This window comes from Streptomyces sp. NPDC016562 (assembly GCF_043076955.1).
Taxonomy (GTDB): Bacteria; Actinomycetota; Actinomycetes; order Streptomycetales; family Streptomycetaceae; genus Streptomyces.
In genome coordinates, this window is the sequence record NZ_JBIBRZ010000005.1 from 260,227 (window position 1) to 281,108 (window position 20,882).

A 20,882-nucleotide genomic window follows, 5' to 3' on the forward strand; every position below is an offset into this window, starting at 1 on the left:
TCCGCATGTACGGGGCCCTGCGGCAGCGAACCGCCGTTACGCCGCCGTCGACAGGTCCGGCCGCAGCGGCCAGTGCGGATCCACCGGCTCCGGCGTCCCCTGGCGCGCGAACCACGCCTGCAGTCCGCGCGCCTGCGCCGCGTGCCACACCGCCTGGAGCGTGTGCAGTTCGGCCGGGGTCAGCCGCTCCAGCCGCGACGCGAACCGCCGGCCCACCGCCCGTACGAGCTCCAGCGAGGCCAGCGCGTCCGCCGCGGCGTCGTGCGCGCCCTCCAGCTCGATCCCGTAGTGCGCGCACAGGTCCGTCAGCGTCCGGCGGCCCTTGCGGTAGCGGTCCAGGTGCTTGTCCAGCACCCGCGGGTCCAGCACCGTCAGCGGCCGGTTCTCCAGGTACCGCGACAGCGAGGACGCCCGGTGCCGGCGCAACTCCCGGTCCAGCAGCGTCAGATCGAACGGCGCGTTCATCACCACCACCGGCCGCCCGGCCAACTGCTGCTCCCCGAGCGCCCGGGCTATCTCCTCCACCACCGGCGCCGGCCAGCGCCCGTGGCGCTGCACGTGCTCGTCGGTGAGCCCGTGCACCTCCGTCGCGCCCGCCGGCACCGGGATGCCCGGATTGACCAGCCAGCGCGTGGTGCGGATCCGGCCGCCCGCGCATTCCTGCACGATGAGCGCGGCGGACACGATCCGGTCCTGCTCGACGTCCACCCCGGTCGTCTCGGTGTCGAATGCGGCCAGCGGGCCCTCGTACCAGCGTGTCATGGCGAACTCCTCGTCCCCGATCGGCAGATGGGCACATCCGGGCGCCGCCGCCTCGGAACGTGCCACCCATGCCCGAATCGGTGATACCCGGGCTCTTTGCCCCGTACGCCGTTTGCGGCGACCCGCGTGCGGAGACAACACCCTTGGGGGGCCGCACACATGACCGGCCGTCACCCCACCCACCACCGACCGGACACGACCTGAGGGCCGTCAGGCATGGGGGAGCCGGCCATGGCGCTCGCGCAGCCCGAACAGGGCGGGGTGCTGGCGGGGCAGATCGGTCCGCGCACCGGTCCACCGGACGACGCGCCGACCGCACCGCTGCGCGGCACACTCGCCACCACCGCTTGTATGGAGACCCTTCAGGTGGGATACCTGCACGCCGTCGCCGCCGCGGCCGGCTGCTCGCTCTCCCAGCCCTTCCCGGACAACGGCATCGACTGGCACGTCAGCCACGGCGCCCCCGAGCACGTCGTCGACGACGAGGTCACCATCAAGGTGCAGTTGAAGGCGACCTACCAGGTACCGCCCAGGCCGGCCGGGCCCACCTTCGCCTTCACCCTCGACAACGAGCACCTGGTCAAACTGGCCCGCACCCCGGTCGCCGTACACAAGATCCTCGTCGTGATGCTCGTCCCGCGGGAGCGCGAGCAGTGGCTCGCCGCCGGGCACGACCGGCTCGACCTGAGGCACTGCTGCTACTGGACCAATCTCGCCGGACACCCCGTGACCGGCCGGCGCCGGACCACCGTACGGATCCCCACCGCGCGGATCTTCGACGACCGGGCGCTGTGCGAGATCATGACCCGGGTCGGGTCGGGAGGGACACCCTGATGCACTCGCCGTCGCACGCGCACTGGCACTCGCACTCACCGAACCTGGAACCGCCGCCGCCGTCCCCGCAGTTCGGCCCGGACCTCGGCCCGGGGGCGCCCGACCCCGCCCAGGTCGACCCCGCGGTGCTCGGCGCGCTGCTGCACCGGCACGGCTGGCTGCGCCGGGGCGGCGCCGCCGGGCGCTACGGCCGCTGGACCCCGCCCGGGTACGCGGGGACCAGCCTGCTCGTCCCCGAGAGCCGGGCCTTCCCCGACTGCGCCGACCTGCTCCAGGAGGCGCTCACCGCGCTCTCGCGCAGCGCGCTGCCCTCCGCGCGGGAGGTGCTCTACGGGCTGAGCGTGCCGAGCGACGAGATCCACTGGGACCGGGAGATCCCGCCGGGGGCGTACGGGCTCCAGGGCGAGGCCGCGTGGACGGCGCAGGAGCAGCTGCGCTCGGCCGCCCGGCAGCTGCTGCTGGCCGGAGCCCTCGCCGCGCGGGCGAGGGCCGGCTACTACGGCGCCCGGCACCGGGCCCAGGCCGAGCGGGCCCTGGACGGGGTCCTGGTGGGCCCGCATCCCGGCGGCCGGCACCTGACGGCGTACCTGCCCGTGCACGGCGGGCGGGGCACCCTGACCCGGCTCCACCACGCGCTGCACGCCGCCCGCGAGGCCGTGGACTACCGGCGGGCCACCGGCGGCATGGAGGCCTTCGACGCCGCCGTGCAGGCCGGGGTCAGCCGCGAGCTCGCCGACGCGCTGATCGCGCTGGTCCGGGGCTCGGAGGGGGCCCGGATCGCGCTGGCCTGGGCGCCGGCGGCCGGGGTCCCGGCCGGCTGCGCGGCCCGGCCCGAGCCGGTGGAGTTCTCGCCGGGCGACCTGCCGGTGCTGCGGGAGGCAGCCGCGCGCTACACCCGGGACGAGCCGGCCGTGCAGGTCCGGATCGCGGGGGCGGTGGTCCGCATGCGGCGCTCGGCGCCGGGGGGCGGGGGCACGGTCAGGCTGCGGGTCCTGGCCGGGGCGGAGGTGCCGTACGTACGGGCCGCGCTCGACGAGGAGGCGTACCGGGTGGCGGGTCACGCGCACCTGGTGGGACTGCCGATCCGGGTCAGCGGCCGGTTGCAGCGGCGGGGCGGGTTCCGCCGGCTGACGGATGCGGCGGAGGTGTCGCCGGTCCCGCTGGACGAGGTCGAGCGGGACCGGCTGATGAAGTCGCTGGACTCGGCGTTCGACCCCGAGGAAGTGCTGCCGGCCGACGAGTAGGGTGCGCGCCGGAGCCGCCGGGGGCCTGGTCGCGTACCCCCGCTCGCTCCTCAGGCGACGGACGGCCCGGAGGTGAAGGACGCCATGGTCAGGCCCGGGGCGGGGGAGAAGTCGTCGCCGCGGGTGAAGCCCAGGCGTGCGTAGAGGGTGACCGCGGGGGTGTTGGCGGCGCCCGTGGTGACCTCGACCGGGCGGTCCGGGAACAGCTCGGTCAGCGCGTGGCGCAGCAGCAGGGAGGCGACGCCCCGGCGGAACCAGGCCGGAGCCACGCAGAGCCGGTCGATGCAGACGCCGCCGTCGGCCCGCTCCTCCCAGGCGAGGAATCCGGCGAGCTCCCCGCCCTTCCCGTCCTCGCCGACGGCGCCGACCCAGTTCAGGTCCTGCGCCCGCATCTGCGCGAGGCTCTCGCCCAGCGCGGGGATGCCGGGGAAGCCGATCAGCTCCGCCTCCACCGCGTACGCGGCCAGCCCGATCCGGTGCACGGCCCTCGCGGTGGCGTCGTCGGTCAGGTCCAGGGGGCGTATCTGAGGGCTCGGCATGCGGCCACGCTACCGGCCCGGCCCGCGCGGCCCGCCCGTGTATGAGGCGCGGACCGCGGGGGCGGCTCCCGGCCGGGAGAGCGGTGGGCGAAGTAACCGTTTAGCGGCCCGGCCACTGCGCTCGGTACGATTCAGGCGCGCAGTGTCCACTCGCGCACCCCCTGAGTCAGGAGAGACCGGTGTCAGACGTCCGTGTGATCATCCAACGCGATTCCGAGCGGGACGAGCGCGTGGTGGCCACGGGCACTACGGCGGCGGAGCTCTTCGCCGGCGAGCGCACCATCGTCGCCGCGCGCATCGCCGGGGAACTGAAGGACCTCGCGTACGAGGTGCAGGACGGCGAGACCGTCGAACCGGTGGAGATCTCCTCCGAGGACGGCCTGAACATCCTGCGCCACTCGACCGCGCACGTCATGGCGCAGGCCGTGCAGGAGCTCTTCCCCGAGGCCAAGCTGGGCATCGGCCCGCCGGTCCGGGACGGCTTCTACTACGACTTCGACGTCGCGAAGCCCTTCACCCCCGATGACCTGAAGACCATCGAGAAGAAGATGCAGGAGATCCAGAAGCGGGGACAGAGGTTCTCCCGCCGCGTGGTCTCCGACGAGGCGGCCCGCGAGGAGCTCGCCGACGAGCCGTACAAGCTCGAACTCATCGGGATCAAGGGTTCGGCCTCGACCGACGACGGCGCGAACGTCGAGGTGGGCGGCGGCGAGCTGACCATCTACGACAACCTGGACGCGAAGACCGGCGACCTGTGCTGGAAGGACCTCTGCCGAGGCCCCCACCTGCCCACCACCCGCAACATCCCGGCCTTCAAGCTCATGCGCAACGCGGCCGCCTACTGGCGCGGCAGCGAGAAGAACCCGATGCTCCAGCGCATCTACGGCACCGCGTGGCCGTCGAAGGAGGAGCTGAAGGCCCACCTCGACTTCCTCGCCGAGGCCGAGAAGCGCGACCACCGCAAGCTCGGCAACGAGCTGGACCTCTTCTCCATCCCGGACGAGATCGGCTCCGGCCTCGCCGTCTTCCACCCGCGCGGCGGCATCATCCGCCGGGTGATGGAGGACTACTCGCGCCGCCGGCACGAGGAGGAGGGCTACGAGTTCGTCTACTCCCCGCACGCCACCAAGGGCGCCCTGTTCGAGAAGAGCGGGCACCTGGACTGGTACGCGGAGGGCATGTACCCCCCCATGCAGCTCGACGGTGGTACCGACTACTACCTCAAGCCCATGAACTGCCCGATGCACAACCTGATCTTCGACGCGCGCGGCCGCTCCTACCGCGAGCTGCCGCTGCGCCTGTTCGAGTTCGGCACCGTGTACCGGTACGAGAAGTCGGGCGTGGTCCACGGCCTGACCCGCGCCCGGGGCTTCACCCAGGACGACGCGCACATCTACTGCACCCGTGAGCAGATGGCCGAGGAGCTCGACCGCACGCTCACCTTCGTGCTGAACCTGCTGCGCGACTACGGTCTGACCGACTTCTACCTGGAGCTGTCCACCAAGGACCCGGAGAAGTTCGTCGGCTCGGACGAGGTCTGGGAGGAGGCCACCGCCGTCCTCCAGCAGGTCGCCGAGAAGCAGGGCCTGCCGCTGACCCCCGACCCGGGCGGCGCGGCCTTCTACGGCCCGAAGATCTCGGTGCAGGCGCGCGACGCCATCGGCCGCACCTGGCAGATGTCGACCGTGCAGCTCGACTTCAACCTGCCGGAGCGCTTCAACCTGGAGTACACCGCGCCGGACGGCTCGCGCCAGCGGCCGGTCATGATCCACCGTGCGCTGTTCGGCTCGATCGAGCGGTTCTTCGCGGTGCTGCTGGAGCACTACGCGGGCGCCATGCCGCCGTGGCTCGCCCCCGTCCAGGCGGTCGGCATCCCGATCGGCGACGGCCACGTCGAGTACCTCCAGGAGTTCGCCGCGGCGGCGAAGAAGCAGGGTCTGCGGGTCGAGGTGGACGCCTCCTCCGACCGCATGCAGAAGAAGATCCGCAACCACCAGAAGCTCAAGGTCCCGTTCATGATCATCGTCGGTGACGAGGACATGGCCGCGGGCACCGTCTCCTTCCGCTACCGCGACGGTTCGCAGGAGAACGGCGTCCCGAAGGACGAGGCGCTGGCCAAGCTGGCCAAGGTCGTCGCGGACCGGGTCCAGGTCTGACGCATCGGGGGAGGCCCCCGGGAAGTGATCACTTCCCGGGGGCCTTCCTCGTACCCGAAGGCAAGGTCATATGCTTGCCGCCATGACGACTGAGCCGGAGCAGCAGATCGGTGTGGGCACGCAGGACGCGTTCCAGCGTCTGTGGACGCCCCACCGGATGGCCTACATCCAGGGGGAGAACAAGCCGACCGGCCCGGAGGCCGGAGACGGCTGTCCCTTCTGCGGGATTCCGGAGATGACGGACGAGGAGGGCCTGGTCGTGGCCCGCGGCCGGCACGTCTACGCCGTCCTGAACCTCTACCCGTACAACGGCGGACACCTCATGGTCGTCCCGTACCGGCACGTGGCCGACTACACCGAGCTCGACACCCTGGAGACGGCCGAGCTCGCCGATCTGACCAAGCGGGCGATGGTGGCGCTGCGCAAGGCGTCGGGCGCGCACGGTTTCAACATCGGCATGAACCAGGGCGCGGCCGCCGGCGCCGGCATCGCCGCGCACCTGCACCAGCACATCGTGCCCCGCTGGGGCGGCGACACGAACTTCATGCCGGTCGTCGGCCACACCAAGGTCCTGCCCCAGCTCCTCGCGGACACCCGCCAGATGCTCGCGGACGCCTGGCCCGTCGGCTGACCCCTGCCTCCGCTAATGGACCGAAGGAACAGGCGTGGCGTCACCGCGATGGCGCTCCTGGGCGCCCTGACCCTGACAGCAGGATGCTCTTCCATGGACGACGAGACCAAGCGCGCGTACGAGCCCGCGACCCGCAGCCACCAGGAGGTCGAGAGGGAAGTCGGTGATCTGTCGAGCAGGGCCCTCGACCTGACCCAGGTCAAGGGCAAGGTGACGGACGTGGGACCGGTGACCTACCCCTGCGGGACGGGCGAGGAGAAGAAGAAGGGCCTGCGCTACGTGCGGCACGTCTGGTCCGTGTACGGCGTGGACAACGGCACCCTCGACCAGGGCATGAAGAACCTGGGCGCACAGCTGCCCGAGAACGGCTGGAAGGTCGTGAAGAACGGCCCGAACGCCAACACGGAGAGCAAGCGCATCGAGGTCTTCGCCGCGCACGAGACGACGCACACCCAGCTCGAGGCCACCTGGCTCAAGGGTGCCGGCGGGGGCGAGCCGCTGATCAGCTTCGCCGTGTACTCACGCTGCTTCTTCGACACCGACCCGAAGTGACCGCGACGCGCACCCCCTGGCCAGGGGATGCGCGTCGCGGCGTCGGCCCGGCTAGGCGTCGTAGACGTCCGCCTTGCGGGGTGCCGGTTCCTGGATGAGGCCGCTCATGATCGAGGAGCGGTTGGTGAACTTGTCGGTGTCGACGCCGTTCTCCTCCAGGACCTTGAAGGTCGCCGCGTGGATCGACCGCAGGACCGGGGCCACGGTGCGCAGCGCGTCGTCCGCCATGAAGCGGTGGCGCCACATGGAGCTGGCCCAGACGTGGCGCAGGCCGAAGGGCTCGGGCAGGACCAGCTTGCCGCCGAGGAAGTCGAGGACGGGCGGGTACCAGGTCAGGGGGGCGCGCACGGCCAGGCGCACCACCTCCTGGGCGTTCACCAGCGGCAGCGGGCGCTCGACGGTCTCCCAGAAGCGGATGCTCTTGGGCACCTCCACGACCGGCGCGGCGGGCTTCGTCGTGAACAGGCCGTGTACGGGCCCCAGGGCGTGCGCCGTGACGTCCACGCGCAGGGTCTTGTAGAGCACGGTGACCGTGACCAGCATGTTGATGACCAACTGGCCGTCCCAGAGCGGGTACTGGATGCCCAGGTAGTGCCGGTTCCCGGCGCTGAACTGCTGCTCGTTGCAGATCCGGGTGATCTCGTGAGGCTTGATGAGGAACGCCTCGACGTTCTCGCCGGTGGGCCGGGCCACCTCCGCGGCGCCCTCGCCGACCGGGGTGACGATCCAGTGCTGGATCGCGGCGGTCGGGAAACCGCCCGTGTGCAGGGGGCCGCGCTCCAGCTTGCGCAGCTGGGTGTCGATCGCGCGTATGACGTCCCAGCTGCGGAAGGGGTGGATCTCCATGCCCTCGGTCTTGGGGTCGAGCTCCTCGGCCATCTGCCAGCTGCCCCACCGGGTGCCCATGCCGAGTATGCCCTTGGGGCCCGCGTAGAAGACCTGGTTGCTGCGGTCCTCCGCGGTGAGCTTGGCCAGCTGGTGGCGCAGGTCCTCGCGCGCCTTCTCGTCCGGGTTGCCCGGCACGGCCTCCGGGATCTTGGCGCCGATCCCGCCGCCGGACAGCAGCGCGTCCCAGCGGGACCGCAGGTCGCGGGCGGTGGCCTCGCAGGTCCGGCGGGCGAGCATCCAGCCCAGGACCGGGGCGAGGACCATGCCGCGGAGGTAGAGCCCGAGGAAGCCGGTGAGCGGCAGCTTGAACATCAGGGCGGCCACCACGACGCCGATGACGACCAGCACGGCGGTGCTGATCGCGGAGCCGCGCTTGCCGTCCTGGGACGACAGGCTCTTGCGAAGCTGGAACAGGCCCAGCCACAGCAGCAGCCCGGGCAGGAACAGCACCCCGCACACCAGCGTGATCAGGCGGAGCCTGCGGTCGCGCTGCTTGCGGATGTGGGAGGCGGCCAGGCAGTGTTCCACGACGGACTGGGGGTCGGCGCCGAAGGACTGGATGAGCGGTTTGCGCCCCGGGGTCAGGGTGCGGGCCTCGACGGCCCGGCAGAAGGCCTCGCCGAGGCTGGGCTCGAACAGGGAGATCTTCGGGGGCTTGACCGTCGCCGGGTGGTTCTCGCTGTTGGCGGTGAGGATCTTCTCCAGCTTGCTGTCGTTGCCGCCGTCGCGGTACGCGGCCGAGGCCAGGGCGTTGGTCGCCGCCGTCTGCCCACCCCCGCCCTGGAGAGGAATCTGCGCCCCGGGCCTGAAGTCGAATCCGTCGTCCGCCACCGCTGCCCCCATCGCTGTGCGTTCGTGCTCTTTTGGTGCGCCGACGAGCCTATCGGCGGATCTCCGCCCATGGTCATGGGACAGGGAAATGCCGCCCACCGCAAGCGGGTTGGGTGGGCGACTCTCCCGGCTACTCCTCCGACGCTATGTCAGTCAGCTTCCCTTCTCGGCCTGTTCGCGAACCTTGTCCGCGATCTGAGGGGGCATCGGCTCGTGCCGGGCGTAGGCCCGGGCGAAACGGCCGGTTCCGTGCGAGACGGAGCGCAGCTCGACGGCGTAGCGACCGATCTCGATCTCGGGGATCTCGGCGCGGACCCGGGTGCGGCCGGGGCCCGCCTGGTCGGTGCCGACGACGCGGCCGCGCCGGCCCGCGAGGTCGCTCATGACCGGGCCGACGTACTCGTCGGGGACCAGTACGGCGAGCTCGGCGACCGGTTCGAGCAGGTCGATGCGGGCCTCGGCGGCCGCCTCGCGCAGGGCCAGGGCCCCGGCGGTCTGGAAGGCGGCGTCGGAGGAGTCCACCGAGTGCGCCTTGCCGTCGAGGAGGGTGATCCGCACGTCGACCAGCGGGTACCCGGCCGCGACCCCGCGGGCGGCCTGGGTGCGTACGCCCTTCTCCACGGAGGGGATGAACTGCCGGGGCACCGCACCGCCGACGACCTTGTCGACGAACTCGACGCCGCTGCCCGGCGGGAGCGGCTCCACCTCGATCTCGCAGATCGCGAACTGGCCGTGGCCGCCGGACTGTTTGACGTGCCGGCCGCGCCCGGCGGACTTGGCCCCGAAGGTCTCGCGCAGGCTCACCTTGTGCGGGACGGGGTCGACCTGGACGCCGTAGCGGGTGCGCAGCCGCTCCAGCGCGACGTCCTGGTGGGCCTCGCCGAGGCACCACAGGACGAGCTGGTGGGTGTCCGGGTTCTGCTCCAGACGCATGGTGGGGTCCTCGGCGACGAGCCGGGCCAGGCCCTGGGAGAGCTTGTCCTCGTCGGCCTTGCTGTGGGCCTCGATGGCCAGGGGCAGCAGCGGGTCCGGCATCGTCCAGGGCTCCATGAGGAGCGGATCGTCCTTGGCGGAGAGGGTGTCCCCGGTCTCGGCGCGGGAGAGCTTGGCCACGCAGGCCAGGTCCCCGGCGATGCACCGGGTCAGGGTGCGCTGCTGTTTGCCGAAGGGGGAGCTCAGGGCGCCGATCCGTTCGTCGACGTCGTGGTCCTCGTGACCGCGGTCGGCCAGGCCGTGCCCGCTGACGTGCACCGTCTCCTCGGGTTTCAGGGTGCCGGAGAAGACGCGCACGAGGGAGATGCGGCCGACGTAGGGGTCGGAGGAGGTCTTGACGACCTCGGCGACGAGCGGGCCGTCGGGATCGCAGGTGACGGCGGGGCGGGGGGAGCCGTCGGGGGCGCTGACGGGGACCGGGGCGCGTTCCGGCGGGGTGGGGAAGCCGCCCGTGATCAGTTCGAGGAGTTCCACGGTGCCCAGGCCCTGCCTGGCGCCGTCGGCGGCGGGGGCGGCCATCAGGACGGGGTGGAAGGTGCCGCGGGCGACGGCGCGCTCCAGGTCGTCCACGAGGGTCTTGACGTCGACGTCCTCGCCGCCGAGGTAGCGGTCCATGAGGCCCTCGTCCTCGCTCTCCGCGATGATCCCCTCGATGAGGCGGGAGCGGGCGTCGGTGATGAGGGCGAGCTCGGCGGGGTCCGGGTCGCGCTCCACGCGCTCGCCGGAGGTGTACTCGTAGACGCGCTGGGAGAGCAGGCCCAGGAGGCCGGTGACGGGGGCGTGCCCGTCGGGGCCGGCGGGGCCGTGCAGGGGCAGGTAGAGCGGGATGACCGCGTCGGGGTCGTCGGCGCCGAAGATCTCGCCGCAGACGGTGGTCATCTGCGTGTAGTCGGAGCGGGCGGCCTCCAGGTGCGTCACGACGATGGCGCGGGGCATGCCGACGGCCTCGCACTCGTCCCAGACCATGCGGGTGGCCCCGTCGATCCCGTCGGAGGCCGAGACGACGAAAAGGGCCGCGTCCGCTGCGCGCAGACCGGCCCTGAGCTCTCCGACGAAGTCGGCGTATCCGGGGGTGTCCAGGATATTGATCTTGATTCCGCCCCATTCGACCGGGACGAGGGAGAGCTGGATCGAGCGTTGCCGGCGGTGTTCGATCTCGTCGTGGTCCGAGACGGTGGCACCGTCCTCGACCCGGCCGGCCCGGTTGACCGCTCCGGCGGTCAGGGCGAGGGCTTCGACCAGCGTGGTCTTGCCGGATCCACTGTGGCCGACCAGCACGACGTTCCGGATGGCGGAGGGGCGGTCGGCCGTCAGTGCCCTGCCGGCGGCTCCGGATTGGTGTGATGTGGCTCCCATGGTGCTCGTGCCTCCCGGTGGTGACGGAGGAATACGCGGTTCTTCGAGCTTTGCACTGCTGTCACACCGCGTCCATACGTCGCGCCGGGGACGGCCCCGCGGGCCCCCGGGAGCCGGTCCGCGAGGAGAAGTGGGTCTTCCGTGGCGCGAACCGGTGGGTGCGCGGCATCCGGGCGGCGGCGCGCTGGCTACGATGGGCCCGCCGGTGGCCGTGGTGGCCGTGCGGCCCAGCGACCCTCCGGGAAGGCCATGCTGAACAAGTACGCGCGTGCATTCTTCACGCGTGTTCTCACGCCATTCGCCGCATTTCTGCTCCGGCGGGGGGTGAGCCCGGACGCGGTCACCCTGATCGGCACGGCCGGAGTGGTGGCCGGAGCGCTGGTCTTCTTCCCCCGCGGGGAGTTCTTCTGGGGCACCATCACCATCACCCTCTTCGTCTTCTCCGACCTGGTGGACGGGAACATGGCCCGCCAGGCCGGGATCTCCAGCCGCTGGGGGGCGTTCCTCGACTCCACCCTCGACCGGGTGGCCGACTCGGCGATCTTCGGCGGTCTCGCGCTCTGGTACGCGGGCTCCGGCCACGACAACGTGTTGTGCGCAGTGGCGATCTTCTGCCTGGCCAGCGGCCAGGTGGTCTCGTACACGAAGGCGCGCGGCGAGTCGATCGGGCTGCCGGTGGCCGTCAACGGGCTCATCGAGCGGGCCGAGCGCCTGGTGATCTCCCTGGTCGCGGCCGGCCTGGCGGGACTGGAGACTTTCGGGGCGCCGTCCTGGCTCGGGGTGCTGCTGCCGATCGCCCTGTGGGTGGTCGCGGTGGGCTCGTTCGTCACGCTGATCCAGCGGGTCGTCACCGTACGCCGCGAATCGGCCGAGGCCGACGCCGAGGCGGCCGCCCAGGCCCCGCCCGCCGAAGGCGGCGCGGCCTGATGGGCGCCGCACAGGACAAACTGGTCGACGGGGTGTACGGGCTCGGCTGGGCCGCGGTCAAGAAGCTGCCCGAACCGGCCGCGGTGGCCCTGGGCCGGCGGATCGCGGACTTCGCGTGGAAGCGGCGCGGCAAGAGCGTGCTGCGCCTGGAGTCGAACCTGGCGCGGGTGGTGCCCGAGGCCGGGCCCGAGCGGCTGCGCGAACTGTCCAAGGCCGGCATGCGCTCGTACATGCGGTACTGGATGGAGTCCTTCCGGCTGCCCACGATGGATCCGAAACGGTTCGCCGCGGACGTCGAGTTCCAGGACGAGAACCTGCTGCGCGAGGCCCTCGCCTCCGGCCGCGGGGTGATCGTCGCCCTGCCCCACCTCGCCAACTGGGACCTCGCGGGGGCCTGGGCCATCGGCCACATCGGCGTGCCCTTCACCACGGTCGCCGAGCGGCTCAAGCCCGAGACGCTCTACGACCGCTTCGTGGCCTACCGGGAGAGCCTGGGCATGGAGGTCCTGCCGCACAGCGGCGGCGCCGCCTTCGGCACCCTCGCCCGTCGGCTGCGCTCCGGCGGCCTGGTCTGCCTGGTCGCCGACCGGGACCTGTCGGCCTCCGGGGTCGAGGTGGACTTCTTCGGCTCCAAGGCCCGCATGCCGGCCGGCCCCGCCCTGCTGGCCCAGCAGACCGGCGCGGTGCTGCTCGCGGCCACCCTGCACTACGGCGAGACCCCGAAGATGTACGGCCGGATCCACCCGGAGGTGGAGGTGCCCACGACCGGCACCCGCGCCGAGAAGACCGCCGCCATGACCCAGGCGGTGGCGGACGTCTTCGCGTGGGGCATCGCCGAGCACCCGGAGGACTGGCACATGCTGCAGCGCCTGTGGCTGGACGACCTGACCGACCGCCAGGAGCGCGCCCAGTGAAGATCGGCATCGTGTGCCCGTACTCCTGGGACGTGCCGGGCGGGGTGCAGTTCCACATCCGAGACCTGGCGGAGCACCTGATCCGTCTCGGCCACGAGGTCTCGGTCCTGGCCCCGGCGGACGAGGACACCCCGCTGCCGCCGTACGTCGTCTCGGCCGGGCGCGCGGTGCCGGTTCCGTACAACGGGTCGGTGGCCCGGCTGAACTTCGGCTTCCTGTCGGCGGCCCGGGTGCGGCGCTGGCTCCAGGAGGGCGCCTACGACGTGATCCACATCCACGAGCCGACCTCGCCCTCGCTGGGCCTGCTGGCCTGCTGGGCGGCGCAGGGGCCGATCGTGGCGACCTTCCACACCTCGAACCCCCGGTCCCGGGCGATGATCGCCGCCTACCCGATCCTCCAGCCGGCGCTGGAGAAGATCAGCGCGCGGATCGCGGTGAGCGAGTACGCGCGCCGGACGCTGGTGGAGCACCTGGGCGGCGACGCGGTCGTGATCCCGAACGGCGTGGACGTGGACTTCTTCGCCCAGGCCGAGCCCAAGGCCGAGTGGACCGGGCAGACCCTCGGTTTCATCGGCCGCATCGACGAACCGCGCAAGGGCCTGCCGGTGCTGATGGCCGCCTTCCCGAAGATCGTGGAGGCCTGTCCGGACGTACGGCTGCTGGTCGCCGGCCGCGGCGACGAGGAGGAGGCGGTGGCCTCGCTGCCCGCCGAACTGCGCTCGCGGGTGGAGTTCCTCGGCATGGTCTCGGACGAGGACAAGGCGCGGCTGCTGCGCAGCGTCGACGTGTACGTCGCCCCGAACACCGGCGGCGAGAGCTTCGGCATCATCCTGGTCGAGGCCCTGTCGGCGGGCGCGGCGGTCCTCGCCTCCGACCTGGACGCCTTCGCGCAGGTCCTGGACCAGGGCGGCGCGGGCGACCTCTTCGCCAACGAGAACGCCGACGCCCTCGCGACGGCGGCCGTCACCCTGCTGCGCGACCCGGCCCGCCGCGCGCAGCTCAGCGCCCGCGGCTCGGCGCACGTGCGCCGCTTCGACTGGTCCACCGTCGGCGCGGACATCCTGGCCGTCTACGAGACGGTGACGGACGGCGCGGCGGCGGTCGACACGGACGAGCGGGTGCCGCTGCGCACCCGCCTGGGCTTCTCGCGGGAGGCGTAGGCCCGTCCCGGCGGCTCACCAGCCGGCGGAGACGATCCGGTCGGGCCGCCCGCCGGGGGCGACGGTCACCTCGTGGACCACGCCACCGGCCGTGGTCATGCGGATCCGGTCGGGGCCCGTCCAGACGGCCTCGCGGAGCTCGTTGTGGGTGGCGTCGCCGTTGAAGTAGCCGACGGCCCAGCGCCGCTCCCGGGGCCAGCTGCCCTCGTGGACGTAGACGTACCACAGCGGGTCGATCATGGCTGAGCCCTCTTCGACGACCAGCCGCCGATCGTCCCGGCCGGGGGCCGCCACGCTCCGCGTCTGCTCCTGGCCGCCGCCCAGCTGGGCCAGGACGGTGGCGAGGAACATGACCGGGACGCCGAGGACGAGCACCGGGACGCCGAGGGCGACGCGCATCGCCGGCGTCCGCACGCCCAGGAGGACCGCCGCGCCCAGGGCGACCAGCGTCAGCCAGCCCATGGCGGTGAAGTGGGCCTTCACCTGGCTCAGCAGGACGAGGCCGCCCTGCGGACCGCCCCAGCGGTGCGCGGCCAGGGCGGTGGTCACGAGGGCGACGGCCCCCGCCAGCAGGGCGTATGCCAGTGGTCTGCGGTACGGCGCCATTCGCCTGATCCCCCGGTGTAGATGTCGATCACGCACCCTACGGGTCCGGCTGCCGTCCGGCGAGGGGCGATGGGTCCCCGGGACGCGCGGAGCGGTAGGGTCGCGCAGCGTGATCGAAACCCTTGTCTGGATCGCCCTGGCCCTCGGTGTCATCGGCGTCTACCTCAGCTGGACCGCCGGCCGGCTGGACCGTCTGCACTCGCGGATGGACGCCGCGAAGGCCGCGCTCGACGCGCAGCTCGTGCGACGGGCCTCCGTCGTGCTGGAGGTCGCCACCTCCGGGGTGCTCGACCCCGCCTCCTCCCTGGTGCTGTACGAGGCCGCGCACGGCGCCCGGCAGGCCGAGGAGGAGCACCGCGAGGTCGCCGAGAGCGAGCTGAGCCAGGCGCTGCGGGCGGTCTTCGCCGACGCCGACCAGGTCGACCTGCTCAAGGCGGCCCCGGGCGGGGCGCAGGCCACGGAGGAGCTGGCCGCGGCGGTTCGCCGGGTGCCGATGGCGCGCAGGTTCCACAATGACTCCGTACGGGCCGCACGCGCCCTGCGTCGGCACCGCAAGGTCCGCTGGTTCCGCCTCGCGGGGCACGCGCCCTTCCCGCTCGCCTTCGAAATGGACGACGAGCCTCCGGTGGACCTGGCCGAGCGGCCCGCATAGGTCCGCGGGGGACGGGCCAGGGCCGCCGGGGACAAATGGAAGAGCCACTGGCTCCACATTGGCCCTTGTAGTGGCCTGAACCGTGAGGTTTGCTCTGCCAGTAGTACCCGTCCCTTTCGAGTTCCCTTCGAGTGAGGTCAATCCGTGAGCACGCTTCCCACCTCCCCCCAGTCCGCCGAGTCGGCCATCGGCACCTCGCGCGTCAAGCGCGGCATGGCCGAGCAGCTCAAGGGCGGCGTGATCATGGACGTGGTCAACGCCGAGCAGGCGAAGATCGCCGAGGACGCCGGCGCCGTGGCCGTCATGGCCCTGGAGCGGGTCCCCGCCGACATCCGCAAGGACGGCGGCGTGGCGCGCATGTCGGACCCCAACATGATCGAAGAGATCATCGAGGCCGTCTCGATCCCCGTCATGGCCAAGTCCCGCATCGGCCACTTCGTCGAGGCCCAGGTCCTGCAGTCCCTCGGCGTCGACTACATCGACGAGTCCGAGGTCCTGACCCCGGCCGACGAGGTCAACCACTCCGACAAGTGGGCGTTCACCACCCCCTTCGTCTGTGGCGCCACCAACCTGGGCGAGGCCCTGCGCCGCATCGCCGAGGGCGCGGCCATGATCCGCTCCAAGGGCGAGGCCGGCACGGGCAACGTCGTCGAGGCCGTCCGCCACCTGCGCCAGATCAAGAACGAGATCGCCAAGCTGCGCGGCTTCGACAACAACGAGCTGTACGCCGCCGCCAAGGAGCTGCGCGCCCCGTACGAGCTCGTCAAGGAGGTCGCCGAGCTCGGCAAGCTCCCCGTCGTGCTGTTCTCCGCCGGTGGCGTCGCCACCCCGGCCGACGCCGCGCTGATGCGCCAGCTCGGCGCCGAGGGCGTCTTCGTCGGCTCCGGCATCTTCAAGTCGGGCGACCCGGCCAAGCGCGCCGCCGCCATCGTGAAGGCCACCACCTTCTACGACGACCCGAAGATCATCGCGGACGCCTCCCGCAACCTGGGCGAGGCCATGGTCGGCATCAACTGCGACACCCTGCCCGAGGCCGAGCGCTACGCCAACCGCGGCTGGTAGTCGAGCCATGACCCACACCCCCGTCATCGGTGTCCTGGCGCTCCAGGGCGACGTACGGGAGCACCTGATCGCCCTGGCCGCGGCGGACGCCGTGGCCAGGCCGGTCCGGCGCCCCGAGGAGCTCGCCGAGGTCGACGCCCTGGTCATCCCCGGCGGCGAGTCCACGACCATGTCGAAGCTCGCCGTGCTCTTCGGCATGCTGGAGCCGCTGCGCGAGCGCGTGGCCGCCGGCATGCCCGTCTACGGCACCTGCGCCGGCATGATCATGCTGGCGGACAAGCTCCTGGACGGCCGTGAGGACCAGGAGACCCTGGGCGGCATCGACATGATCGTCCGCCGCAACGCCTTCGGCCGTCAGAACGAGTCCTTCGAAGCGAAGATCGATTTCGCGGGCATCGCGGACGGCCCGGTCGAGGGCGTCTTCATCCGCGCCCCGTGGGTCGAGTCCGTCGGCGGCGCCGTCGAGGTGCTCGCCACGTACGACGGCCACACGGTCGCCGTGCGCCAGGGCAACGTCCTCGCCACCTCGTTCCACCCGGAACTGACCGGCGACGACCGGGTCCACGCGTACTTCGTCGACATGGTGCGCGCGGGACTGTAATCGGGTCCCGGTAGGATCGGAGACGAACACTGTTGGTGACGCGAAGGAGACAGGCGGATGTCCGGCCACTCTAAATGGGCTACGACGAAGCACAAGAAGGCCGTGATCGATGCCAAGCGCGGCAAGCTCTTCGCGAAGCTGATCAAGAACATCGAGGTCGCGGCCCGCATGGGCGGCGCCGACATCGACGGCAACCCGACGCTCTTCGACGCCATTCAGAAGGCCAAGAAGAGCTCGGTCCCGAACAAGAACATCGACTCCGCGGTCAAGCGCGGCGGTGGTCTCGAGGCCGGCGGCGCCGACTACGAGACGATCATGTACGAGGGCTACGGTCCGAACGGTGTCGCGGTGCTCATCGAGTGCCTCACCGACAACCGCAACCGCGCCGCCTCCGACGTGCGCGTCGCCATGACCCGCAACGGCGGTTCGATGGCCGACCCGGGCTCGGTCTCGTACCTGTTCAACCGCAAGGGCGTCATCGTGCTCCCCAAGGGCGAACTGTCCGAGGACGACGTCCTGGAGTCGGTGCTGGAGGCCGGCGCCGAAGAGGTCAACGACATCGGTGAGTCCTTCGAGGTCATCAGCGAGGCCACCGACCTGGTCGCGGTCCGTACCGCGCTCCAGGAGGCCGGCATCGACTACGACTCCGCCGAGGCCAGCTTCGTGCCCTCCATGCAGGTCGAGCTCGACGAAGAGGGCGCCCGCAAGATCTTCAAGCTGATCGACGCGCTGGAGGACAGCGACGACGTGCAGAACGTCTTCGCCAACTTCGACGTCTCCGACGAGGTCATGGAGAAGGTCGACGCCTGAGCAGGGTGCCGCATCCGACGGGCCGACAGGACACACCCTGTCGGCCCGTCGCTTTGTCAGTGGTGCCCGATAGCCTGCACGGCAGACATGCGGGTACCTCGCGGCGCCGGCCGGGAGCGATCGAACGAGGGGGCGGCGGTGCGCGTACTGGGGGTGGACCCGGGACTGACGCGGTGTGGTGTCGGCGTCGTCGAGGGCGTCGCGGGCCGGCCCCTGACCATGCTCGGGGTGGGGGTCGTACGGACGCCCGCGGACGCGGAGCTGGGCCACCGGCTGGTCGCCGTCGAGCAGGGCATCGAGGAATGGCTCGACGAGCACCGGCCCGAAGTCGTCGCCGTGGAGCGGGTGTTCAGCCAGCACAACGTCAGCACCGTGATGGGCACCGCCCAGGCGAGCGCCGTCGCCATGCTGTGCGCGGCGCGCCGCGGCATACCGGTCGCCCTGCACACGCCGAGCGAGGTCAAGGCCGCCGTCACGGGCAGCGGCCGGGCCGACAAGGCCCAGGTCGGCGCGATGGTCACCCGCCTGCTGCGGCTGGCCGAACCGCCCAGGCCCGCGGACGCCGCCGACGCGCTCGCCCTCGCCATCTGCCACATCTGGCGGGCCCCCGCCCACAACCGCCTCCAGCAGGCGGTAGCCCTGCACGCCTCTGGCTCGAAAGGCCGTACCCGATGATCGCCTTCGTTAGCGGCCCGGTCGCCGCGCTCGCCCCCACCCTGGCCGTGATCGAGGTCGGGGGCGTGGGCATGGCCGTGCAGTGCACGCCGAACACCATCGCCGGCCTGCGGATGGGCGAGCAGGCCCGGCTGGCCACCTCCCTGGTCGTACGGGAGGACTCGCTCACGCTGTACGGCTTCGCCGACGACGACGAGCGGCAGGTCTTCGAGCTGCTCCAGACCGCGAGCGGGGTCGGCCCGAGGCTGGCCCAGGCGATGCTCGGGGTGCACAGCCCGGACGCCCTGCGGCTGGCCGTCTCCACGGGGGACGAGAAGGCGCTGACGGCGGTGCCCGGCATCGGCAAGAAGGGCGCGCAGAAGCTGCTGCTGGAGCTGAAGGACAAGCTGGGCGCTCCGCTGGGCTCCAGTGGCCTGGTGGGGGCGCAGCGGGCCGCCGCGTCGGGGCCGGCGCCGTGGACGGAGCAGCTGTCCGCCGCGCTGATCGGCCTCGGCTATGCGGCGCGGGAGGCGGAGGAAGCGGTTTCGGCCGTGACGCCGCAGGCCGAGGCGGCCATCGCCGCCGGTGGCTCCGCCCCCGTCCCGCAGCTCCTCCGGGCCGCCCTCCAGTCCCTGAACCGTGCGCGCTGACCGTCGTGCCGCTGCGCGGGGCCGTCCCCTACCCGCCCTTCCACCGTTCCCCGGGGGCTCCGCCCCCAGACCCCCGCGTCTCAAACGCCGGCGAGGCTGAGATGTGCTGCGCACATCCAGCCTCGCCCGGTCGGGGCCGGGGCGGAGCCCCGCGAAACGGTGAAAGGGCGGGGCGGGGAGCAGCTTCGCGCAGCGGCCCACGTGCAGCCACCGCCACCCGCACCGATCACCACAGAGACGCAGAAGGCAGACTGACACCGTGAACTGGGACGACGAGAGCACCATCCCCGAGCCGGACCGGCTGGTCGCCGCCGCAGCCGACGGGGAGGACACCGCCGTCGAGGCGGCGCTGCGGCCCAAGGACCTCGGGGAGTTCGTCGGGCAGGAGAAGGTCCGCCAGCAGCTGGACCTCGTCCTGAAGGCGGCCCGCCAGCGCGGGGCCACCGCCGATCACGTCCTGCTCTCCGGCGCGCCCGGCCTCGGCAAGACCACCCTCTCCATGATCATCGCCGCGGAGATGGGTGCGCCCATCCGGATCACCTCCGGCCCCGCCATCCAGCACGCCGGCGACCTCGCCGCGATCCTGTCCTCCCTCCAGGAGGGCGAGGTCCTCTTCCTCGACGAGATCCACCGCATGTCCCGGCCGGCCGAGGAGATGCTCTACATGGCCATGGAGGACTTCCGCGTCGACGTGATCGTCGGCAAGGGACCGGGCGCCACCGCCATCCCCCTGGAGCTGCCGCCCTTCACCCTGGTCGGGGCGACCACCCGCGCCGGGCTCCTGCCGCCCCCGCTGCGGGACCGTTTCGGCTTCACGGGCCACATGGAGTTCTACGCGCCCGAGGAGCTGGAGCGCGTCATCCACCGCTCCGCCCGTCTCCTCGACGTCGCGATCGACACCGCCGGCGCCGCCGAGATCGCCGGGCGCTCCCGCGGGACCCCCCGCATCGCCAACCGCCTGCTGCGCCGCGTCCGCGACTACGCCCAGGTCCGCGCCGACGGGGCGATCACCCGCGAGGTGGCCGCCAGCGCCCTCCAGGTGTACGAGGTGGACGCGCGCGGGCTCGACCGGCTCGACCGGGCCGTGCTGGAGGCGCTGCTCAAGCTGTTCGGCGGCGGTCCCGTCGGCCTGTCCACCCTCGCCGTGGCCGTCGGCGAGGAGCGGGAGACCGTGGAGGAGGTCGCCGAGCCCTTCCTGGTACGGGAGGGGCTGCTCGCGCGCACCCCCCGCGGGCGGGTCGCGACGCCCGCCGCATGGGCCCACCTGGGGCTTGTTCCGCCGCAGCACGGCGCGATCGGATCAAGCGGGCAACAGGGCTTGTTCGGGGCCTGACGGCGCGGAGGTTCGCGCCCTCAGGAACTGCGGTGCCATGCTGGGCGTTGTTCCATCGGTGCGGACTCGCCTAGACTCCGCCGATGCCGACCCTTCGGGTCGGTGTGCCCACCCCCCGTAGAAAAGGCCGCCGTCCGCGTGCGGTCGTGCGAAGGATCTCCGTCCCGTGAGTCTCATGACATTCCTCCCGTTCATCGTGCTCATCGGCGCGATGATCCTGATGACCCGCTCTGCCAAGAAGAAGCAGCAGGCAGCCGCGCAGATGCGCGACCACATGACGGCCGGCACCGGCGTCCGCACCATCGGCGGCATGTACGCCACGGTGAAGGAGGTCGGTGACGACACGGTCACCCTTGAGGTGGCTCCCGGCGTCCACGCGGTCTACGCGAAGAACGCCATCGGCGCCGTCCTGGAGGACGCGGAGTACAACCGCATCGTCCACGGCATCGACGAGGACGGGACGACCGACACGCCGGTCGTCCCGGACGACGCCTCCTCCCTCACCAAGGGCGGGGACGAGGCGCCCAAGCTCGACCTGGGCAAGAAGGACGCCCCCGAGGGCGACGACGAGCCCAAGGACGGCAAGGCAGACGGCGAAGCCGGCGCGAAGTAGCGTTCGGCCGGGGACCGCGGGCGCCGGACCGGCGACCTCGCGGTCCCGGTCAGTGACCCATTTCTGCGGGGGGCAGGGGTCCCCACCACACATTTCGTGGCCGTCCGCGCGCTG

The 20,882-nt window shown here is 72.0% G+C and carries 21 protein-coding genes; 16 read left to right on the forward strand and 5 right to left on the reverse strand.

Annotated elements, in window-relative coordinates; all coding sequences use genetic code 11:
• Positions 1-36: 36 nt before the first annotated feature.
• Positions 37-762 (reverse strand): 3'-5' exonuclease, encoded by a 726-nt coding sequence (locus tag ACF059_RS22910; protein ID WP_360887354.1) that lies wholly within the window; start codon positions 760-762, stop codon positions 37-39.
• Positions 763-993: 231 nt separating this feature from the next.
• On the opposite strand from ACF059_RS22910, the gene ACF059_RS22915 reads away from it, so the two are divergent.
• Both ACF059_RS22915 and ACF059_RS22920 read left to right on the forward strand, forming a co-directional pair.
• On the forward strand, positions 994-1,596 hold the full coding sequence (locus ACF059_RS22915) for a DUF4365 domain-containing protein (RefSeq protein WP_360887351.1): 603 nt from the start codon (positions 994-996) through the stop codon (positions 1,594-1,596).
• A complete protein-coding gene (locus tag ACF059_RS22920; RefSeq protein WP_392060043.1) occupies positions 1,596-2,840 on the forward strand; it encodes a hypothetical protein in 1,245 nt (414 codons plus the stop codon). Before ACF059_RS22915 ends, ACF059_RS22920 begins: the two co-directional genes overlap by 1 nt.
• Before the next feature lie 50 nt (positions 2,841-2,890).
• On the opposite strand, the gene ACF059_RS22925 is transcribed toward ACF059_RS22920, so the two are convergent.
• Complete coding sequence (locus ACF059_RS22925) at positions 2,891-3,379, reverse strand: GNAT family N-acetyltransferase (RefSeq protein WP_392060046.1); 489 nt, start codon at positions 3,377-3,379, stop codon at positions 2,891-2,893.
• Positions 3,380-3,558: 179 nt separating this feature from the next.
• Here ACF059_RS22925 and thrS point away from each other — a divergent pair, with 179 nt between their 5' ends.
• The 3 genes from thrS (at position 3,559) to ACF059_RS22940 (ending at position 6,718) form a co-directional block, all read left to right on the forward strand.
• Positions 3,559-5,535, forward strand: a complete 1,977-nt coding sequence (gene thrS / locus ACF059_RS22930) for a threonine--tRNA ligase (RefSeq protein WP_392060049.1) — start codon at positions 3,559-3,561, stop codon at positions 5,533-5,535.
• A 70-nt stretch (positions 5,536-5,605) separates the two neighbouring features.
• Entirely contained in the window at positions 5,606-6,166 is a 561-nt protein-coding gene (locus ACF059_RS22935; protein WP_361951853.1) for an HIT domain-containing protein, read from the forward strand.
• 93 nt (positions 6,167-6,259) lie between these two features.
• Positions 6,260-6,718 carry a hypothetical protein gene (locus ACF059_RS22940; RefSeq protein WP_392060052.1) on the forward strand — a complete coding sequence of 153 codons (459 nt, stop codon included), beginning with the start codon at positions 6,260-6,262 and terminating at the stop codon, positions 6,716-6,718.
• A 51-nt stretch (positions 6,719-6,769) separates the two neighbouring features.
• Here ACF059_RS22940 and ACF059_RS22945 read toward each other — a convergent pair whose 3' ends face one another.
• Both ACF059_RS22945 and ACF059_RS22950 read right to left on the reverse strand, forming a co-directional pair.
• Positions 6,770-8,437, reverse strand: coding sequence for a hypothetical protein (locus tag ACF059_RS22945; RefSeq protein ID WP_392060055.1), 1,668 nt, complete (start codon positions 8,435-8,437; stop codon positions 6,770-6,772).
• 153 nt (positions 8,438-8,590) lie between these two features.
• Positions 8,591-10,786: an elongation factor G-like protein EF-G2 gene (locus tag ACF059_RS22950; RefSeq protein ID WP_392060058.1), complete on the reverse strand. Its 2,196-nt coding sequence runs from the start codon at positions 10,784-10,786 to the stop codon at positions 8,591-8,593.
• Between the two features lie 249 nt (positions 10,787-11,035).
• Between ACF059_RS22950 and pgsA the strand changes: the two genes are divergently transcribed.
• The 3 genes from pgsA to ACF059_RS22965 are packed head-to-tail and all read left to right on the forward strand — an operon-like array spanning position 11,036 to position 13,787.
• Positions 11,036-11,713, forward strand: coding sequence for a phosphatidylinositol phosphate synthase (gene pgsA / locus ACF059_RS22955; RefSeq protein WP_392060061.1), 678 nt, complete (start codon positions 11,036-11,038; stop codon positions 11,711-11,713).
• The gene (locus ACF059_RS22960) at positions 11,713-12,627 is read left to right on the forward strand and encodes a phosphatidylinositol mannoside acyltransferase (RefSeq protein ID WP_392060064.1); all 915 of its coding nucleotides are present in this window, start codon (positions 11,713-11,715) and stop codon (positions 12,625-12,627) included. The genes pgsA and ACF059_RS22960 overlap by 1 nt, the downstream gene beginning before the upstream one ends.
• Positions 12,624-13,787 carry a glycosyltransferase family 4 protein gene (locus ACF059_RS22965; protein WP_366866791.1) on the forward strand — a complete coding sequence of 388 codons (1,164 nt, stop codon included), beginning with the start codon at positions 12,624-12,626 and terminating at the stop codon, positions 13,785-13,787. The genes ACF059_RS22960 and ACF059_RS22965 overlap by 4 nt, the downstream gene beginning before the upstream one ends.
• Before the next feature lie 15 nt (positions 13,788-13,802).
• On the opposite strand, the gene ACF059_RS22970 is transcribed toward ACF059_RS22965, so the two are convergent.
• Positions 13,803-14,393, reverse strand: a complete 591-nt coding sequence (locus tag ACF059_RS22970; protein WP_392060067.1) for a hypothetical protein — start codon at positions 14,391-14,393, stop codon at positions 13,803-13,805.
• Positions 14,394-14,502: 109 nt separating this feature from the next.
• On the opposite strand from ACF059_RS22970, the gene ACF059_RS22975 reads away from it, so the two are divergent.
• The 8 genes from ACF059_RS22975 to yajC all read left to right on the forward strand — a co-directional run bounded on the left by ACF059_RS22975 (position 14,503) and on the right by yajC (position 20,768).
• The gene (locus ACF059_RS22975) at positions 14,503-15,045 is read left to right on the forward strand and encodes a hypothetical protein (protein ID WP_360887316.1); all 543 of its coding nucleotides are present in this window, start codon (positions 14,503-14,505) and stop codon (positions 15,043-15,045) included.
• Between the two features lie 144 nt (positions 15,046-15,189).
• Positions 15,190-16,107, forward strand: coding sequence for a pyridoxal 5'-phosphate synthase lyase subunit PdxS (pdxS, locus tag ACF059_RS22980; RefSeq protein ID WP_215018835.1), 918 nt, complete (start codon positions 15,190-15,192; stop codon positions 16,105-16,107).
• A 7-nt stretch (positions 16,108-16,114) separates the two neighbouring features.
• On the forward strand, positions 16,115-16,708 hold the full coding sequence (gene pdxT, locus ACF059_RS22985) for a pyridoxal 5'-phosphate synthase glutaminase subunit PdxT (RefSeq protein ID WP_360887313.1): 594 nt from the start codon (positions 16,115-16,117) through the stop codon (positions 16,706-16,708).
• Between the two features lie 57 nt (positions 16,709-16,765).
• Positions 16,766-17,518, forward strand: coding sequence for a YebC/PmpR family DNA-binding transcriptional regulator (locus ACF059_RS22990; RefSeq protein WP_361945419.1), 753 nt, complete (start codon positions 16,766-16,768; stop codon positions 17,516-17,518).
• A 138-nt stretch (positions 17,519-17,656) separates the two neighbouring features.
• Positions 17,657-18,193 (forward strand): crossover junction endodeoxyribonuclease RuvC, encoded by a 537-nt coding sequence (gene ruvC, locus ACF059_RS22995; protein WP_361945422.1) that lies wholly within the window; start codon positions 17,657-17,659, stop codon positions 18,191-18,193.
• The gene (gene ruvA, locus ACF059_RS23000; RefSeq protein ID WP_392060070.1) at positions 18,190-18,822 is read left to right on the forward strand and encodes a Holliday junction branch migration protein RuvA; all 633 of its coding nucleotides are present in this window, start codon (positions 18,190-18,192) and stop codon (positions 18,820-18,822) included. Before ruvC ends, ruvA begins: the two co-directional genes overlap by 4 nt.
• A 259-nt stretch (positions 18,823-19,081) precedes the next feature.
• Complete coding sequence (ruvB, locus tag ACF059_RS23005) at positions 19,082-20,155, forward strand: Holliday junction branch migration DNA helicase RuvB (RefSeq protein ID WP_392060073.1); 1,074 nt, start codon at positions 19,082-19,084, stop codon at positions 20,153-20,155.
• A 166-nt stretch (positions 20,156-20,321) separates the two neighbouring features.
• The gene (gene yajC / locus ACF059_RS23010; RefSeq protein ID WP_392060076.1) at positions 20,322-20,768 is read left to right on the forward strand and encodes a preprotein translocase subunit YajC; all 447 of its coding nucleotides are present in this window, start codon (positions 20,322-20,324) and stop codon (positions 20,766-20,768) included.
• Positions 20,769-20,882 lie beyond the last annotated feature (114 nt).

Bases quoted from the DNA above. Each gene is read 5' to 3' on its own strand.
- ACF059_RS22970 (WP_392060067.1), bottom strand. From the start codon at position 14,393: ATGGCGCCGTACCGCAGACCACTGGCATACGCCCTGCTGGCGGGGGCC.
- pgsA (WP_392060061.1), top strand. From the start codon at position 11,036: ATGCTGAACAAGTACGCGCGTGCATTCTTCACGCGTGTTCTCACGCCA.
- pdxT (WP_360887313.1), top strand. From the start codon at position 16,115: ATGACCCACACCCCCGTCATCGGTGTCCTGGCGCTCCAGGGCGACGTA.
- ACF059_RS22960 (WP_392060064.1), top strand. From the start codon at position 11,713: ATGGGCGCCGCACAGGACAAACTGGTCGACGGGGTGTACGGGCTCGGC.
- ACF059_RS22925 (WP_392060046.1), bottom strand. From the start codon at position 3,379: ATGCCGAGCCCTCAGATACGCCCCCTGGACCTGACCGACGACGCCACC.
- ACF059_RS22990 (WP_361945419.1), top strand. From the start codon at position 16,766: ATGTCCGGCCACTCTAAATGGGCTACGACGAAGCACAAGAAGGCCGTG.
- ACF059_RS22940 (WP_392060052.1), top strand. From the start codon at position 6,260: ATGGACGACGAGACCAAGCGCGCGTACGAGCCCGCGACCCGCAGCCAC.
- ACF059_RS22935 (WP_361951853.1), top strand. From the start codon at position 5,606: ATGCTTGCCGCCATGACGACTGAGCCGGAGCAGCAGATCGGTGTGGGC.
- ruvA (WP_392060070.1), top strand. From the start codon at position 18,190: ATGATCGCCTTCGTTAGCGGCCCGGTCGCCGCGCTCGCCCCCACCCTG.
- ACF059_RS22920 (WP_392060043.1), top strand. From the start codon at position 1,596: ATGCACTCGCCGTCGCACGCGCACTGGCACTCGCACTCACCGAACCTG.
- ACF059_RS22910 (WP_360887354.1), bottom strand. From the start codon at position 762: ATGACACGCTGGTACGAGGGCCCGCTGGCCGCATTCGACACCGAGACG.
- ACF059_RS22950 (WP_392060058.1), bottom strand. From the start codon at position 10,786: ATGGGAGCCACATCACACCAATCCGGAGCCGCCGGCAGGGCACTGACG.
- ACF059_RS22915 (WP_360887351.1), top strand. From the start codon at position 994: ATGGCGCTCGCGCAGCCCGAACAGGGCGGGGTGCTGGCGGGGCAGATC.